Raw genomic sequence first — 16,215 nt, 5'->3', positions numbered from 1 at the left:
CGTTCGTGGAGATTCATAACATACCGCTGCTGCGCGACCCAGTAATGATCGTTGCCTTTACTGGCTGGAATGATGCTGCCGAAGGTGCGTCAGGTGCTTTAGAGCACTTGCTATCGGCTTGGCGGGAAAAAGATGATGATGTAGTCCCTCAATTGATTGCCGATGTTGAAGCAGAAGAGTTCTATGACTTTCAAGTCAACCGGCCTCAAGTGTCTATCGATGATTCATCCATAAGAAGCATCACATGGCCCGGTACTCAAGTTTTCGGATTAGTTATCCCATTGATGAAGCGCGACCTCGTAATAGTGACAGGTGTTGAACCATCGATGCGATGGAAGAGATTTACATCAGATCTTCTGGATTTGGCCGATGATCTAGAGGTCTCACTAGTCGTAACCCTTGGTTCGCTACTTGCAGACTCTCCACACACACGCCCCATCACAGTTACGGGAACTGCTTCACATCCGAATATCGCAGATCGACTGGGCGTCTCTGTTTCAAAATATGAGGGATCAACAGGAATTCTGGGAATCATCCAAGATGGATGTATGCGTCGTGGCATAGACGCAATTTCATTGTGGGCGGCAGTTCCTCATTATGCTTCCAACTCACCTTCACCTAAGGCTTCGCTCGCGCTCATAAATTCGCTAGAAGACTTTCTGGATATATCTATTCCTTTGGGATCCTTGCACATTGATTCGGATGAATGGGAAAAATCTGTTGATGAGTTAGCCGCGGAAGATACCGATGTCGCAGATTACGTCAAAGCATTAGAAGAAAGTAAGGACGCTGCTGAACTGCCCGATGTTTCAGGAGATGTTATTGCTAAAGAATTCGAACGATATCTACGCCGACAAAGCGAAAATTAAAGCTTGACTCCGAGTAAGGTATCCAAAGTCTTAGCTAGAGAATCTGCATCTCCCCCAGTATCGCCAGATTGTGTCGATTGAACCCATACCTTTATAGCTTCTGTGATGGAGTGCGTATCCAAATCATCGGCCAAGAAGTTAACTATCCGCTCGATTAATTCTTTGGTAGGTGCAACACTCTTTTGGGAGAGAGCGGAGCGCAGAGCCGCAATCTCCTTCTCAGATGTAACTAGAAGATTATCGGTCCACATTCGGTCTGTTCGGTAGTGATTCTTCATGAGTGCCCAACGTATGGCCATGGGATCTCGACCATCAGCAACTAATTTAGAAACGAAGACTAGATTTCCTTTGCTCTTACTCATCTTTTCGCCATCTAACCCGATCATTCCGGCGTGGACATAGGTATGTGCTAAGCGCTTTTCTGTGAGAACTTGTGCTTGCGCGGCACACATTTCATGATGTGGAAAAATCAAATCTGAACCGCCACCCTGAATATCAATAAGTACTTCATCATCTGATGATGGTTCGAGGTACTTAATTGCTATGGCGGTGCACTCGATGTGCCAGCCAGGTCGACCGAGACCAAATGGTGAAGGCCAGCCGGGTTCATTAGCTCGTTGTGACATCCACACCAAGCAGTCAAGAGGATCAGACTTTCCAACACGATCTGGATCTCCCCCACGTTCTGAAAATATTCGTAACATCTCTTCTTGGGAAAGGTGCGATCGCTGACCAAAGTTTCTATCCGCATGTACTTTGAAGTAGAGATCATTGTCTACTGTGTAGATGCTCACTTTACGGGCAAGCTCTTGAATAGCGGCGGTAACTAGTGGAATTCCATCAACAGCACCTATGTAATCAGCGGGAGGGATGACGCGTAAGTTGACCATATCTCTGCGGAAAAGATCGATTTGTTGGTTGGCTAATTCAGTCCAATCAACTCCATCGCGCTTTGCTCGCTCCAATAGTGGATCATCGATGTCGGTGATATTTTGAACATAACGGACTTGTGAACCACTAGCTCGCAAGTAGCGATTGATGAGATCAAAGGTTAAATAGGTAGCAGCATGACCAAGATGAGTTGCATCGTATGGAGTAATCCCACAGACATACATACGATACAAAGGCTTAGGCGGCGTTAATTCTTTTCTGCCAGAGGCAGAATTAGTGAGTTGTAATGCAGGAAATTTGAGAGTCGAATCTATTGATGGGATTACAACTTCAGTCCACGATCTCATGTCTCTATCGTATTCGTAATTTAAAAGGCCGGCCACGGGACTGCGGGCCAGTCCGGATTAGGCAGAGGAAAAGATCCAGAGGCGACAAGATCGGCAATTCTGCGGGCAGTTTGTTGAATTTCTAATTCTGTAAGAAGCGGAGTTAGCTTTTTCCCTAGTTCTCCTGACATCTCCGACTGAGCTCTCTTTAGTAAAGCTACCTCTTCGGGTGTAAATCGAACATCGGCCCACTGCCACAAAACGGTGCGTAATTTATCCTCAGCATGAAATGTAACGCCATGGTCGCATCCGAATAACCTTTGATCATCTTCAGGCAATAAATGACCAATCTTTCGGTCAGTGTTATTTATGATGGCATCAAATAGCGCCATGGATCGTAGTTTGGGATGATCGGTAGCAAAGAATTTCGCCAGATCTATACTCTCATCGATATCAATCCACTGTTGCACCATGCCAAAACCATAAGGACCATCACGCAAAATCGTTAAAGGAACCAAGTCAAAACCCAAGTGATGACTCACTAAATATGCCGCGTACTCTCGATGTGCTAAACAACCATCTGCAAAATCCCATAATGGACGCTCACCTGCTATTGGTTTGTATATACAAACTATCGCTTGATCTTCAAGAGAGGCGGTTGCATAAAGAGTTGCGTTGGATGCATCAACCAAGCGACCTGTTACATGAAGTTCGCCATTGGTTAAGGTCAGTAATTTATCGTCTGTAACCATTAGCCCTCGGACATAGATGACCACGTGGGTCGATTGGAATACCGCAGAAAGGACAAGGCAATCTCCCGGCATTAACGACCGCCTTGGATCTTAAGGAAAACGCTGCAGCCATAGCAGGTGTGATGTTGATTTCAACAATTTCGCCCTCTGCATCTTCTTCATCATCTTCTAGTTCAAATAGTTGTATGCAAATTAACTGAGTTGATTCATCCCACGCTAATGACATTGCACCGATTTGAAACTCAGCATCTATTGGAGACTCCAAAGGTGCGTCATCCTTGGGTAATTTTTCAATGATCATCAGAGGCGTAGATTTACGAATTTCGGAAATCATTACCTCTAGTCGCTCCGAGATCGCCTGCACCTGGGCCTTTTCAACTGCGACAGATAACAGACGGGTAGAGGAACGAATCTGTAGATAGAAAGCACGCTCCCCTGGCTCCCCAACTGTCCCAGCTATGAACCGATCGGGTTGTGTAAATTCATACTTCATCGGCCAGACCCGCCACCTAACAAATTTTTTGCTCGCTTAGGAGATACAAGTAGTTCAGTCACTACCGAGCGTGAATCATTGAGAAGCAAAACTCGGGGCTTTGTTGATGAGTAATCTAAAATCGAAACTGATGCAGGATCTATAACAACTCTTTGGAACTCATCTAAATGCATTCCAAGTGCTGATGCGACTATGGACTTGATGACATCGCCATGGCTGACGATTACAGCCGCACCCTTTGCTTTACTCGATACCGCTTCGTGAACAGATGTCATAGCTCGGGATTGCATCTGTGCAATTCCTTCACCCTTAGGAAAATACATTCGACTGGGTGATTCTTGAACTATTTTCCACAGTTTGTTTCTGCTCAAAACGGCCAGTTTCTTACCGCTCCAACTCCCATAATCAACCTCTGTTAGTTCTTGATCGATGATGGGTTCAAACTTTGGATTATTAGGAAAAACAATCGAATTTATCCATGGAGAAATCGTTTCAAAACATCTTTCCATGGGACTTATTCTCAAATTGGATACAGGAAATTTTCCTAATCGAACAGCCAAATGCTCGGATTGCTCTACTCCTTTTTCAGTCAGGTGCACATTAGGTAAGCGTCCGGAAAGTATTCCGGCAGCATTGGCTTCCGAATGTGCATGTCTGATCAAAACCAATCGCATAAATCAAAGGCTATCGCAGCTTTTCACTCTTGCTATTGCTAAGGTCGGTCCATGGAAAAGCGCAGAGCTGGTACGAGTGGCCTAACCCTTTCGCGCTTGGGGCTTGGAACGATGACGTGGGGTCGAGATACCGATGAAATCGAGGCTGCCGATCAATGCCGTGCCTACTTAGATGCGGGTGGTAATTTCATAGATACCGCCTCCACATACGGAGATGGCGACAGTGAGCGAGTAATAGGCGGCCTTATTGGAACCCTTATTATTCGTGAGGAAGTAATTATTGCTACCAAAGCTGGAATTGGATTTTCAGATGGTGTTCGAAGGATTGATGCTTCACGACATTCACTGATCGCAGAGCTAGATCGATCACTCTCACGTTTAAGTACTGATTTTGTAGATATTTGGCAGATTCATGCCTGGGATGATTCAACTCCTTTAGATGACACCTTGTCGGCGCTCGATTATGCCTACACAACGGGCAGAGCCCGCTATGTTGGAATTAGTAATTATTCGGGATGGCAGATAGCCCGAGCAGCCACAAAGCAGCAATCAAATTCAATGAAAGCGCCACTAACAACTATTCAAAACGAATACTCATTGCTCAATCGCGAGGTCGAGGTAGAAGTATTAGATGCAGCACAGGAATGCGGCGTTGGATTTCTAGCATGGGCACCGCTAGCTAGAGGTGTCTTAACCGGAAAATATCGAAAAGGTGTTCCTAGTGACTCACGAGGAGCAGCGCCACACTTTGCAAAACATATTGAGCCCTATCTAGATAGTCGATCGGCACGGATAGTCGAGGCGGTTGCAGTTGCAGCTGAAGGATTGGGTTACTCACCCTTGGAGGTTGCACTTGCATGGGTGCGAGATGCACCTGGCGTGACTACATCTCTTATTGGGGCAAGAACTGGGGCACAACTGCGAGGCGTACTTAAGAGTGAAGAGATTTCATTGCCAGACATCGTCCGCAATGCTCTAAACGATGTGAGCGTTTAAGCGTTTTCCAGAAACTCTTTAAGAACGCGTGCACCAAAAGTAAGGCCTTCTATCGGTACTCGTTCATCAACACCATGGAACATCGCCATGAAATCAAAGTCGGCATCTAGTTTTAATGGTGAGAATCCATAACCGATAATCCCGAGATCTGCTAACGCCTTGTTATCCGTTCCCCCGCTCATCACATAAGGAACTGGGATTGCGACAGCATCCTCTTTGATCAAGGCATTACACATAGCTTCAACTAAATCTCCCTCGAAAGGTACTTCTAGCGCCTTGTCGCGAGTGATAGTTTCAACTTTTACATGCTCTCCGACTAATGACTTAATTGTTTCATTGAGTTCATCTTCAAAACCTGGAATGAAACGTCCATCAATTACGGCGCTAGCCGCTCCCGGAATTACATTGGCTTTGTATCCGGCTTCGAGCATTGTTGGATTGGCAGTGTTCTGAAGTGTTGCACCGATCATTCTGGCGGCAAACCCAATTTCCTTTAGTAGAGGGCGTAGATCCTCCTCGTTGTATGGCTTTCCAGTTTCATCAGCGATTCGCTTGAAAAATGCTTTAACAGTCTTGCTGTAGCGCTGTGGCCACTGGAATTGACCGATCTTTGCGACAGCTTCTGCCAAACGAGTTACGGCATTTTCATCGTTCATCATGGAGCCATGTGCTGCACGACCATTGGCTGTTAGTCGCATCCAATGGATTCCCTTTTCTGCAGTTTCGATGAGATATAAACGCTTTCCGCCAGCAACTGTCACTGAAAACCCACCAACCTCAGAAACAGCTTCGGTGCAACCTGCAAAAACTTCTGGATGATTCTTAACCATGTAATGAGAACCAAAATTACTTCCAGCTTCTTCATCGGCAAAAAATGCTAAAACAATGTCTCGTTGTGGAACATATCCAGTGCGAGCCCATTGTCGAACCGTCGCAAGAATCATCGCATCCATATTTTTCATATCTACTGCGCCGCGACCCCAAATAAAACCATCCTTAATTTCTGCGGAAAATGGATCTACAGACCAATCGGCTGCATTAGCTGGTACAACATCTAAATGGCCATGAACAACTAACCCTGGTCGATTTGGATTTGAACCTTTTATACGAGCAATTACGTTACAGCGACCAGGTGCTGACTCATAGGTCTTTGACTCAATGCCGACTTCACTTAACAACTTAACAACATGAGCAGCGACATCCTTCTCATCGCCTTTTCCATCACCGAAGTTAACGCTAGGAATTCTGATTAACTCTTGGCAAAGACGGATGGCTTCAAGTTCAAGTTCTGAGTGTGTCGTGGTGGTCATTTCGCTATTCTCGCACCCAATTGCTATTCTTTCCGAACACTTAGTCCGGGTGGCGGAATTGGCAGACGCGCTAGCTTGAGGTGTTAGTTCCCGCAAGGGATTAGGGGTTCAAGTCCCCTCTCGGACACATGAAAATCGAAGAGGCTCTGTCCCTCATCCGCGAAATACCTGATTACCCAAAACTGGGTATCAGATTTCAGGACATCACACCGCTTCTGGCAAATGGAGAAGCGTTCATCGCCATTACTGAAAAATTTGCAAGCTTTGCTGACTCGTCGACTCTTGTAGCAGGTATTGAAGCCCGAGGATTCATATTCGCTTCGGCGGTAGCAAACCAACTGCGCACCGGGTTTGTTCCCATTCGCAAGGCAGGAAAACTTCCACACCTCACAATCTCTGAGAGTTATGGTCTTGAATACGGCACCGATACTTTGGAAGTCCATGCTGACGCCCTAACAAAGGGAGCGCGAGTCTTATTGATTGATGACGTGTTGGCGACCGGCGGAACCATCGGGGCGGCAATTGAATTGATGCATCGCCTAGGCGGTGAAGTTATCCATGTGTTGGCCTTGCTGGAGATCGATGGTTTGCCAGGTAGGGCGACACTTGCTGCTAAATATCCAAATATTCCTATTACTTCGCTGGTAGTTTCCTAGAGGTGCGCATACTTCAAATTCAAGGTTTGCGAGCCTTAGCCGCTCTCCTTGTAACTATTTTCCATGCCAGATTAGTACCGGGCGGATTCATCGGCGTAGATATTTTCTACGTGATATCTGGATACCTAATTACCGGCTTGATCCTTCGGGAGATCGAAAATACCGGCACATTAAATCTGCAGAATTTTTATCAGAGGCGCATAAAGCGTTTACTCCCAACATCTGTTTTTGTTCTCTTTGTAACAGCAATCGTGGGAATGTTTGTACTTCCTGCAATAACAAGGGGTGCTCTTGGGCGAGATCTCTTTGCTGCCGCAACTTATATTTCTAATTATTTGTTTGCCTGGTGGCAAAATGATTACCAGAATCTAAATGCCACCCCTTCCCCCTTCATTCACTATTGGTCACTGGCCGTTGAAGAGCAGTTCTATCTTGTGTGGCCAATCTTTATTCTCTTTCTCTCCCGATACGGTAAACGAGCAGTCTTATACGGTGTCGGCGTATCTAGTGCTCTCTCATTACTGCTCTCCATATACCAAACTCAAACCTCTCCCATTTGGGCTTTTTATTCCCTGCCCACCAGAGCTTGGGAACTTGGCGTCGGCGCACTGCTACTTTTCATTCCAGATACTTTTTGGAAAAATAGATTTATACCCTGGGTGGGTCTGATTGGTATTGCGATAGCCGCCCTTAGATTCGATGAGAACACCGCCTTTCCCGGTATCAACGCCGTGTTACCAGTTGGTGCGACAGCGCTATTGATTGGGTCGATTGCTATATGGCCGCGTTTGTTCAATGACTTAAGCAATAACCGTATTTCACAATGGCTAGGAGCGATTTCCTATCCATTGTACCTATGGCATTGGCCAGCATTAGTTCTACCAAGTAGTGCACTTGGAAGACCACTTAGAATTCGTGAGCGCATATTTTGCATCCTATTGACAATAATCTTGGCGCACTTCACAAGTAAATATATTGAACAGCCACTTCGAAACAAGAAAGTGCCTGGGAAGAACATCTATCGTTTCTTCGCTGCAACGACAGTCGCTTCCCTCGTTGCTGGTTTACTAATTACATCGACCGCTTCCTCAATAATTAGCGTAAAAGGAACTAACTACAAGTTCAATCTCATTGATGTCATGCAAAAGCCTTCGGTATATGGGGATAATTGCCATTCGAACTATGGTGAAACGAAATCTGGCTACTGCACCTACGGTGATACCAACTCAAAAACCACGGTTGTTCTCTATGGTGATTCACATGCAGCACAATGGTTCCCAGCGCTAGAGGAACTTGCTAACGAGCGTGGTTTTAAGCTGGTTTCACTCACAAAGTCAGCTTGTCCTTCTGTGGATGTCCCACGGGCGGATCAAGGCGCATTCAAGAATATACATTGTGATAAATGGCGTGATGACTCCATTGCTAGAATTAAGAAATTAAATCCAGCAGCTGTGATCATGAGCAGTTTCCAGTACTTCTCTCCCCCTAGTGGTTATCCCAATGAATACGAATGGTGGAAGGAAGGGCAAGTCCGTTTGCTGGATTCCCTGCGTGGTTCATCAAAGCACCTGATCTACATCAGTGATACACCACGGCCATTGCGGGACATTCCTAATTGCTTAGCATCTAGAGATTCTCAATCATGTGATTCAACAAAAAAAACACCTGTGAAAATCATCAATGGTTTTGAAAAGGTTGATCCAACACCATGGTTGTGTTCAAATTACTGTCCCGCGATTCAAGATGGCTATGTCGTCTACCGTGACGCATCACATATTTCTGTTGCCGCCGCTTTGGCGTTGAAGTCACAGCTTGAAACCGCCTTGATGGCGAAGGGGCTATTTTCTTAGAGCTATGGCAGGATGCGTACTATGGCCGAGCTGATTTATTACTGCGGAACGATGGACAGCGGAAAATCCACGCTGGCCTTGCAAACGGCCCATAACCACCAAAGTCGCGGCCGAACTGGATTGATTTTTACTAACAACGACCGCGCAGGTAGCGGAGTGATCTCTAGTCGTTTGGGTTTATCGAGTCCAGCCATAGAGGTCACGCCGTCTATGGATTTGCACAAACTAGTAGTAGATCAATTATCGATGGGTGAACGTATTGATTACATCATCTGTGATGAAGCCCAGTTTTATGAAAGCATCCAAATTGATCAGCTAGCACGAATAGTCGATGGATTGAGTATTGACGTCTTTGCCTTTGGAATCCTGGCAGATTTTCGAACCAAGCTTTTCCCTGGTTCCGCACGGCTGGTAGAACTGGCAGATCGCGTCAACACTCTTCAAGTAGAGGCGCTCTGTTGGTGTGGATCCCGCGCTACACACAATGCACGAACTGTTGGTGGCGTAATGGTCGTCGAAGGTGAGCAAGTAGTTGTTGGAGATGTATCGACAGGCGCTGATGTGGCTTATGAAGTATTGTGCCGCCGTCACCATATGCGTCAGGTAACTGCGCGTGTATCAGGTGCAGCCCACACATCGTCGATCCCCCTACCTTTCAAGGAGTAACAATGAAATCTCGTGGCTACGCAGCTCTATCTGCTGGTTCATCACTCGTAAGCCATGAATTTGATCGTCGTGATCTTGGTGCTCATGATGTAGCACTTGATATTTCATACTCTGGAATCTGTCACAGTGATATTCACCAGGTGGCCGAAGAATGGGGTCCAGCAATCTTTCCGATGGTCCCAGGCCATGAGATCGCCGGAATTGTGACATCAATAGGAGCCTCTGTTACAAAGTTTTCAGTGGGAGATAAAATTGGCGTAGGTGTCTTTGTCGATTCATGTCGCACATGCTCTAGCTGTGTTCAAGGTTTGCAGCAGTACTGCGTCGAAGGAATGACGGGAACATATAACGGTTTAGAGCGAGACGGAAAAACTGTTGCACTCGGCGGTTATGCAAACAACTTTGTCATCAATCAAGACTATGCGGTACATATTCCGGATAATCTTCCACTTGAAGGTGTAGCACCATTGCTGTGCGCTGGAATCACCTTGTATTCCCCCATTAAGCACTGGAATGTTGGTCCAGGAATGAAGGTAGCCATAATGGGCCTTGGCGGTTTAGGGCACATGGGAGTTAAGTTCGCGGTAGCCATGGGTGCTGAAGTAACCGTCTTGTCTCACTCCCCGTCGAAGCAGGCAGATGCATTAGCCATGGGTGCCCATCACTTTATTTCAACTAAAGACTCTAGCGCGCTGCTCCCACTCGCCAAATCATTTGATTTGATTCTCAACACCGTCAGTGCTGAATTAGAAATTGGCGACTATCTCAATTTACTCCGATTAGATGGAACCTTGGTGGTTATTGGATTACCCGGCAAGCCGTATCAGGTGCACGCAGGTGCGTTGCTCAACGGTCGCCGCCGCATTGCGGGTTCGATGATCGGTGGAATTGCAGAAATGCAGGAGATGCTTCATTTTTGTGGAGAAAAGTCAATCGTAAGTGATGTAGAGGTTATTAAAGCCTCCTACATTAACGAGGCGTATAAGCGAACAGTGGCAAGCGATGTGAAGTATCGCTTTGTTATTGACGCAGCTACCTTTTGATCCTGTTGTTAAAGGGAATGAACTAGTAACGCAAATATTGGCGCGATAGCAAGAGCGGGAAGTAGATTTCCTACAGCAACATTTTTTATGTTCAGTAATCTGAAGGAAATACAGATGAGCATTACCCCGCCCACAATTGTCATCGCATCAACCTGATAACCATCCAATATTTCCCCTAAGCCAAAACCGATGACCGTCCACGTGGCTTGATAGATGCCGACTGGGATAGCCGACACTGCCACTCCCCAGCCCAGTGATGTCGCAAAAGCCATAGCGGCGAAAAAGTCGAGGGTACTTTTTAAAATGAGTTGATCGATTCCGGTACCCATGCCATCGCTAATGCTTCCCAAAATCGCTAGCGGGCCGATGGCAAAAAGTAGTGAGGCAGCTACAAATCCTTCTACAAATGGAGAGTCACTTGATGCTTTGAATTTAATTCGCAAGCTCTCCCCTAAGGAATCCAAACGATCTTCCAACTTAAGGGCAGAACCAATCAATCCACCTACCAGTAGTGAAGCAAGTACGACTAGAAGAGTCCACCCTTGAGGCAAAGCATCGATGTAACGATCAGACCACAGTGGGATTAATGCAGATCCTGCGCCAAGAAGGGTTACTAATCCCAACACATCAGTCAATAAAGTCCTGGTACGTGTATTCATTCGATTTCCTACGAGGACACCAAGTGAAGCACCAGAAATGATGGTGAGAATATTTATGATTGTGCCTACGCCAGGAAACATATGCTGATTATACTCATGCAATGTCCAATCCATTTCTAGAGTTCCTACGTCCGCATAAAACTGTTCCTCACACACCGTGGACAGCACAATCTAGATGGGATCTCTCCCCTCTTCGCACCGGAGTTCTATTTTTTGGTTTATTTATTTTCGGACTTGGTGATTCCCTACTCATTCAAAGTCAGATTGGAAATGCGCCTTGGTCTGTCCTAGCTCAGGGTATTTCTAATAGTTTAGATATCACTATGGGTTGGTCGACCTTTGGAATTAGCTCTCTTGTCTTGCTGCTGTGGATCCCATTAAAGGAAAAACCTGGCTTTGGTACCTTGTCCAACATTGCTCTCATCGCGATTGCGATTCAGGTTGGCGTCACGATCTTTCCGGCACAAGATTCATATCTCGTTGGAATTTTGTATTGCTTACTTGGAATTTCGATGGTCGGAATTGGCTCCGCGTTATACATAACGTGTGGATTAGGTCCTGGACCTCGTGATGGTTTGATGACTGCGATCCATAACAAGACCGGCGTTCGTATTGGCAGAGTCAGGTTGGGCATCGAAGGCACCGTATTGGTTGCTGGTTGGCTTCTAGGAGGCACAGTCGGCTTAGGCACGCTCATGTTCGCGACATTAATTGGACAATCAATCGCCATTTCTCTGGGAGTCGTTTCAAGAGTTACCTCTAGGTAGCGCATAGGATCATCACATCTTCCCAGGGTTGTACGCCTTCTCGTGCACGGGGTCGCAAACACCCCCGTTAACAAAATTAGAAAGGCTGTATTCATGCTGGATTCATATTTCAAAATCTCAGAGCGTGGTTCGTCTGTAGCCCAAGAGGTTAGAGGTGGACTAGTTACTTTCTTCACGATGGCATACATCGTGGCCCTCAATCCAATCATTCTGGCCTATTCACCTGATGTAAATGGTCAATTCCTATTCGGTGGCGCTGCACCTGCACCAGCGATGGTGGCGGCAACAACTGCGCTAGTTGCAGGTTTACTAACACTCTTGATGGGCTCAGTTGCAAACTATCCGCTTGCACTGGCTACAGGTTTGGGACTTAACACCTTTGTTGCAGTTGGTATCGCATCACAGATGACATGGGCTGCAGCAATGGGTCTTGTTGTACTTGAAGGTCTGATCATCTTGGTACTTGTTCTCACGGGATTCCGTGTTGCGGTGTTCAAGGCAGTACCAGCACAAATCAAGATCGCAATCTCGGTTGGAATCGGTCTATTCATCGCTCTAATTGGATTAGTTGATGCAGGTTTCGTTCGTCGTACAGCAGCTGGGCCAGTTCCAGTGGGTCTAGGCGTGAACGGAAATCTTGTTGGCTGGCCAACAGTTGTATTCGTTTTCGGAACACTTCTCATCATTGCACTCATGGTCCGTAAGGTTAAGGGAGCGATTCTCATTGGAATCGCTTCAGCAACCGCTTTAGCTATCGGTATCCAGCAAGCGTTTAACATCAAACCTAATTTCACCCCAGGAAATCCACCAACCATCGTTGATGGCGGGTGGCAGCTAGGTATTCCTGCAGTTCCAAAAGAGGTTCTTGCCGTTCCTAAGTTTGATTTCACAGGACAGTTTGATCTATTCGGTGCATTTACTCTGGATAATGTCTCACTTGTTGCCGCAATTCTTCTTCTCTTTACATTGCTACTCTCAGATTTCTTTGACACAGTCGGTACTGTTACAGCGATTGGTCACGAATCTGGACTAGCCGACAAAGATGGCAACGTAGATAACATCCAGAAGATTCTTTTGGTTGACTCTGTGGCTGCTGCTGCAGGTGGTGCCGCTGGTATTTCTTCAAATACTAGCTACATCGAATCCGCTGCAGGTGTTGGTGAAGGCGCACGAACAGGTCTTGCCTCGATAGTTACTGGAATCGCATTCCTATCAACTACATTCTTGGCTCCTCTAGTTGCAATTATTCCTTATGAGGCTGCAACTCCAGCGTTGATCATCGTTGGATTCCTGATGATGTCACAAATCAAGAATATTGATTGGAATGATCTGGGTATAGGAATTCCAGCATTTCTAACCATCATCTTGATGCCATTTACATACAACATCTCAGTAGGTATTGGTGCAGGTTTCATTACTCACGTAGTGATTCGTATAGTCCAAGGACGTGGAAAAGAAGTACATCCGCTTCTCCTATTAGTTTCAGGACTATTCGTGATCTACTTCTTGTCATCTCCAATAAATGCTTGGATCGGCTAGAAAGATTTAAAGGGAAAGGCCCTCGGGAAACCGGGGGCCTTTTTCCTTGCAATAAATCTTCATCACCACACAATGGGATTCTTTCCCCTAGAAATCAAAATTTGGTCGCATCGTGAGAATGGTTGAGAACCGAAGAAACCGCGATAAGCAGACAGAGGGCTCGGATGGACCGATTCAATCCGCCAATCTGGACGAAAGTATTGAGATAGCTCCCCCGCAGACTTTCCCCACAGAATTGCTACAACATCATGTCTTCCTAGTTCATGTGCTACTGCATCGGTGACCTCCTGCCACCCAATATCAGAGTGCGCTAGAGAAACTCCAATCTCTGTTGTTAGAACACGGTTAACTAGCAATACCCCTTGATCAAACCAATCTGAAAGATCTCCTTGTGTTCTGGTAACTCCGTAATCAGTGGCCAGTTCGGCAAATATGTTTCTAAGCGAGGGAGGCAATGGATCAACGGACTTGTCGACAGAAAAAGCAAGACCATGTGCATGACCCTTAGATGGATATGGATCTTGCCCAAAGATCACAACCTTCGTGGATTTAATTGAGTGTGTTAGAGAACGAAAAACTCTGGGAAAATCAGGTGCAATATCAATGCCAACCAACCTCTTCTCTATGTGGTTAATTAGATCTTTCTGAGGTTGAAGAACCACTTGCCAATCCGAATGGAGTTGTTCAAATAGTTGCGCGGGCAAAGTAGCGACCAGACTCGGGTGTTACGGTAATTGCCGTTCCAAAAACAGCTGAAACATATTCAGATGTTAAGACCTGCTCGATGGGGCCAGAGACTGCAATTACGCCATCGTTGAGCAAAAGTGCATGTGTTGTGCCAACGGGAATTTCCTCAATGTGATGAGTAACTAGAATCGTAGCCGGGGCTCCAGGATCTGCAGCGAAGTTTGCGAACCGCCGCAATAGATCCTCACGACCACCTAGATCTAATCCGGCGGCTGGCTCATCTAGTAACAACAATTCGGGATCAGTCATCAATGCACGTGAAATTTGTACACGCTTTTTTTCACCTTCACTGAGAGTTCCGTATGTACGGTCGCCTAGTTCACGCACACCAAATGTCGTTAACAGCGCCATTGCACGTGATTCGTCCCAGAGATCGTAATCTTCATTCCATCGACCTAAAATTGCATATGCTGCAGTTAGAACAACATCTTTCACAGTCTCATCGTAGGGAATATCTTCAGCGATTACCGAACCACAGATTCCAATACGTGTTCTTAGTTCAAATAGATCAACCATGCCCATTTGTTTATCAAGAACACGCACAACACCATGAGTGGGAAACATCTTTGTCGCAAGAATCTGTAAAAGCGTAGATTTTCCTGCACCGTTTGGCCCCAGCACCACCCATCGTTCTCCTTGGGCGATTGAGAAGGTAAGCGGACCCAAGATGACTCGTTCGCCTCTGCGAACTGACACATCATCAAGACTCAAAACAGTGGTGCCCATAGATGCACAAGATACTGGTTGTGTGAGCGAACATGGCTCAAAGCCTCGCCTTAGCAAGGAGTGATTCACGATAACCTTGCCTTCTTATGACAGAAAATACAGCGCAATCCGAGCAATTTACCGGTCTGATCCTTTTAACTGGAACCGACAATCCTGGTATCGCGGCTTCACTATTTGAGACATTAGCTCCATTTGCCGTGCACGTGATCGATATTGAACAAGTTGTGATCAATAATCGTTTAATTTTGACGGTTTTGATTGGTGCAAGTCCTGCTCACCAAAGCGCAATCGAAGAGGATCTCAATTCATGTGCAGTCAGTCTCGATGTGGATATTGCCACCCTATTTAGCAAAGGTCAGTTACCACCGATTGCACACAACCTGATTGAGGTTCAGATAACTTCTGGGAAGTTACATCCAAAGGTCGTCGCTTTACTCTCTCAAGTAATAACAGACTCTGGTGGAAATATTCAAAGGGTAGTTCGAACTTCTTCAGATCCTGTTTCACTATGTTTCTCCATTTCTGGGGTAACCAAAGACACAATCGGGCCCGCTCTATCAGCCCTGGCCTTTGAAGATAATACGACAGTCAAAGTGAACGAAATCTAATTCAATGGTATTTGTGAAGCGATTAGTTGTATTAGATGTTGACTCAACTTTTATTCAACAGGAGGCTATAGAACTTCTAGCCGCAAAGGCTGGAGTATTAGAGCAGGTCTCTCTGATCACCGCCTCTGCAATGCGCGGAGAGCTGGACTTCGAACAAAGCCTGCGTGCCCGAGTTTTGCTCCTAAAGGGACTTCCGGAATCTGCGATTAATCAGGTGCAAAAGGAAATTTCTCTAACTGATGGCGCTGAAGATCTAGTCTCAACTCTGCATAGTAAAGGGCACAGCGTTGCACTCGTTTCAGGCGGATTTATTGACATCATTGAACCAATGATTCACACCCTGTCTATCAAGTATTACAAAGCCAATAAGCTTGAAGTAGTTGCTGGTCTACTTACTGGTGGTCTCATTGGTCCAGTAATTGACCGTAGTGCAAAGGCGACTGCGTTACTTGAATTCGCCGCGGCTACTGGCGTGGAGCTAAAAAACACTGTCGCTATTGGAGATGGTGCAAATGATCTAGACATGATGGCAGCGGCTGGTTTAAGTATTGCTTTCAACGCCAAGCCAATAGTTGTCGCAGCTGCAGACCTTTCGATTAATGAACCTTCTTTAAGGTCGGTTATCGATTTAATCGGTTAGCGG

General features: G+C 46.0%; 18 protein-coding genes and 1 tRNA gene. 11 read left to right on the top strand and 8 right to left on the bottom strand.

Annotated features, from left to right (window positions below; translation table 11 throughout):
- Positions 1–5 precede the first annotated feature (5 nt).
- Positions 6–869 (top strand): PAC2 family protein, encoded by an 864-nt coding sequence (locus AC9UEY_RS00395; RefSeq protein ID WP_509536274.1) that lies wholly within the window; start codon positions 6–8, stop codon positions 867–869.
- Here AC9UEY_RS00395 and mshC read toward each other — a convergent pair.
- Genes mshC through AC9UEY_RS00375 form a run of 4 tightly spaced genes read right to left on the bottom strand, consistent with a single transcriptional unit; the run spans position 866 to position 4,005 of the window.
- Positions 866–2,107, bottom strand: a complete 1,242-nt coding sequence (gene mshC, locus AC9UEY_RS00390) for a cysteine--1-D-myo-inosityl 2-amino-2-deoxy-alpha-D-glucopyranoside ligase (protein ID WP_509536272.1) — start codon at positions 2,105–2,107, stop codon at positions 866–868. The genes AC9UEY_RS00395 and mshC overlap by 4 nt on opposite strands.
- Before the next feature lie 20 nt (positions 2,108–2,127).
- Positions 2,128–2,838: an SCO1664 family protein gene (locus AC9UEY_RS00385; RefSeq protein ID WP_509536270.1), complete on the bottom strand. Its 711-nt coding sequence runs from the start codon at positions 2,836–2,838 to the stop codon at positions 2,128–2,130.
- Positions 2,822–3,331: an Rv2134c family protein gene (locus AC9UEY_RS00380; RefSeq protein WP_509536268.1), complete on the bottom strand. Its 510-nt coding sequence runs from the start codon at positions 3,329–3,331 to the stop codon at positions 2,822–2,824. The genes AC9UEY_RS00385 and AC9UEY_RS00380 overlap by 17 nt, the downstream gene beginning before the upstream one ends.
- Entirely contained in the window at positions 3,328–4,005 is a 678-nt protein-coding gene (locus tag AC9UEY_RS00375; RefSeq protein WP_509536267.1) for an Rv2135c family putative phosphatase, read from the bottom strand. The genes AC9UEY_RS00380 and AC9UEY_RS00375 overlap by 4 nt, the downstream gene beginning before the upstream one ends.
- 51 nt (positions 4,006–4,056) lie before the next feature.
- Between AC9UEY_RS00375 and AC9UEY_RS00370 the strand changes: the two genes are divergently transcribed.
- A complete protein-coding gene (locus tag AC9UEY_RS00370; protein WP_509536265.1) occupies positions 4,057–5,001 on the top strand; it encodes an aldo/keto reductase in 945 nt (314 codons plus the stop codon).
- On the opposite strand, the gene AC9UEY_RS00365 is transcribed toward AC9UEY_RS00370, so the two are convergent.
- The gene (locus AC9UEY_RS00365; protein WP_509536263.1) at positions 4,998–6,311 is read right to left on the bottom strand and encodes a M20/M25/M40 family metallo-hydrolase; all 1,314 of its coding nucleotides are present in this window, start codon (positions 6,309–6,311) and stop codon (positions 4,998–5,000) included. The two genes, AC9UEY_RS00370 and AC9UEY_RS00365, sit on opposite strands and share 4 nt — an antisense overlap.
- 43 nt (positions 6,312–6,354) lie before the next feature.
- Between AC9UEY_RS00365 and AC9UEY_RS00360 the strand changes: the two genes are divergently transcribed.
- The 5 genes from AC9UEY_RS00360 to AC9UEY_RS00340 all read left to right on the top strand — a co-directional run bounded on the left by AC9UEY_RS00360 (position 6,355) and on the right by AC9UEY_RS00340 (position 10,526).
- A tRNA-Leu gene (locus tag AC9UEY_RS00360) sits at positions 6,355–6,438 on the top strand.
- Between the two features lies 1 nt (position 6,439).
- Positions 6,440–6,967, top strand: a complete 528-nt coding sequence (locus AC9UEY_RS00355; protein ID WP_509536261.1) for an adenine phosphoribosyltransferase — start codon at positions 6,440–6,442, stop codon at positions 6,965–6,967.
- A gap of 2 nt (positions 6,968–6,969) precedes the next feature.
- Positions 6,970–8,817, top strand: a complete 1,848-nt coding sequence (locus tag AC9UEY_RS00350) for an acyltransferase family protein (protein WP_509536259.1) — start codon at positions 6,970–6,972, stop codon at positions 8,815–8,817.
- Between the two features lie 21 nt (positions 8,818–8,838).
- Entirely contained in the window at positions 8,839–9,483 is a 645-nt protein-coding gene (locus tag AC9UEY_RS00345) for a thymidine kinase (protein WP_509536258.1), read from the top strand.
- Between the two features lie 2 nt (positions 9,484–9,485).
- On the top strand, positions 9,486–10,526 hold the full coding sequence (locus AC9UEY_RS00340) for an NAD(P)-dependent alcohol dehydrogenase (protein ID WP_509536256.1): 1,041 nt from the start codon (positions 9,486–9,488) through the stop codon (positions 10,524–10,526).
- A gap of 8 nt (positions 10,527–10,534) precedes the next feature.
- Here the strand turns inward: AC9UEY_RS00340 and AC9UEY_RS00335 are convergent, their stop codons facing one another.
- Positions 10,535–11,266 (bottom strand): DUF554 domain-containing protein, encoded by a 732-nt coding sequence (locus AC9UEY_RS00335; protein WP_509536254.1) that lies wholly within the window; start codon positions 11,264–11,266, stop codon positions 10,535–10,537.
- A 20-nt stretch (positions 11,267–11,286) separates the two neighbouring features.
- Between AC9UEY_RS00335 and yczE the strand changes: the two genes are divergently transcribed.
- Both yczE and AC9UEY_RS00325 read left to right on the top strand, forming a co-directional pair.
- A complete protein-coding gene (gene yczE / locus AC9UEY_RS00330) occupies positions 11,287–11,952 on the top strand; it encodes a membrane protein YczE (protein WP_509536252.1) in 666 nt (221 codons plus the stop codon).
- 93 nt (positions 11,953–12,045) lie between these two features.
- Positions 12,046–13,491, top strand: a complete 1,446-nt coding sequence (locus AC9UEY_RS00325; RefSeq protein ID WP_509536250.1) for an NCS2 family permease — start codon at positions 12,046–12,048, stop codon at positions 13,489–13,491.
- A gap of 62 nt (positions 13,492–13,553) precedes the next feature.
- Here the strand turns inward: AC9UEY_RS00325 and AC9UEY_RS00320 are convergent, their stop codons facing one another.
- Together AC9UEY_RS00320 and AC9UEY_RS00315 are read right to left on the bottom strand one after the other, a co-directional pair.
- On the bottom strand, positions 13,554–14,195 hold the full coding sequence (locus AC9UEY_RS00320; protein WP_509536248.1) for a uracil-DNA glycosylase: 642 nt from the start codon (positions 14,193–14,195) through the stop codon (positions 13,554–13,556).
- A complete protein-coding gene (locus tag AC9UEY_RS00315; protein ID WP_509536246.1) occupies positions 14,176–14,964 on the bottom strand; it encodes an ABC transporter ATP-binding protein in 789 nt (262 codons plus the stop codon). The genes AC9UEY_RS00320 and AC9UEY_RS00315 overlap by 20 nt, the downstream gene beginning before the upstream one ends.
- 86 nt (positions 14,965–15,050) lie before the next feature.
- Here AC9UEY_RS00315 and AC9UEY_RS00310 point away from each other — a divergent pair, with 86 nt between their 5' ends.
- Positions 15,051–15,572: an ACT domain-containing protein gene (locus AC9UEY_RS00310; RefSeq protein ID WP_509536244.1), complete on the top strand. Its 522-nt coding sequence runs from the start codon at positions 15,051–15,053 to the stop codon at positions 15,570–15,572.
- Between the two features lie 4 nt (positions 15,573–15,576).
- Positions 15,577–16,212, top strand: a complete 636-nt coding sequence (serB, locus tag AC9UEY_RS00305; RefSeq protein ID WP_509536242.1) for a phosphoserine phosphatase SerB — start codon at positions 15,577–15,579, stop codon at positions 16,210–16,212.
- The last annotated feature ends 3 nt before the right edge of the window (positions 16,213–16,215 follow it).

Source organism: Candidatus Planktophila sp. (assembly GCF_040402275.1).
Taxonomy (GTDB): Bacteria; Actinomycetota; Actinomycetes; order Nanopelagicales; family Nanopelagicaceae; genus Planktophila.
This window is presented reverse-complemented; position numbering and strand designations above follow the sequence as displayed.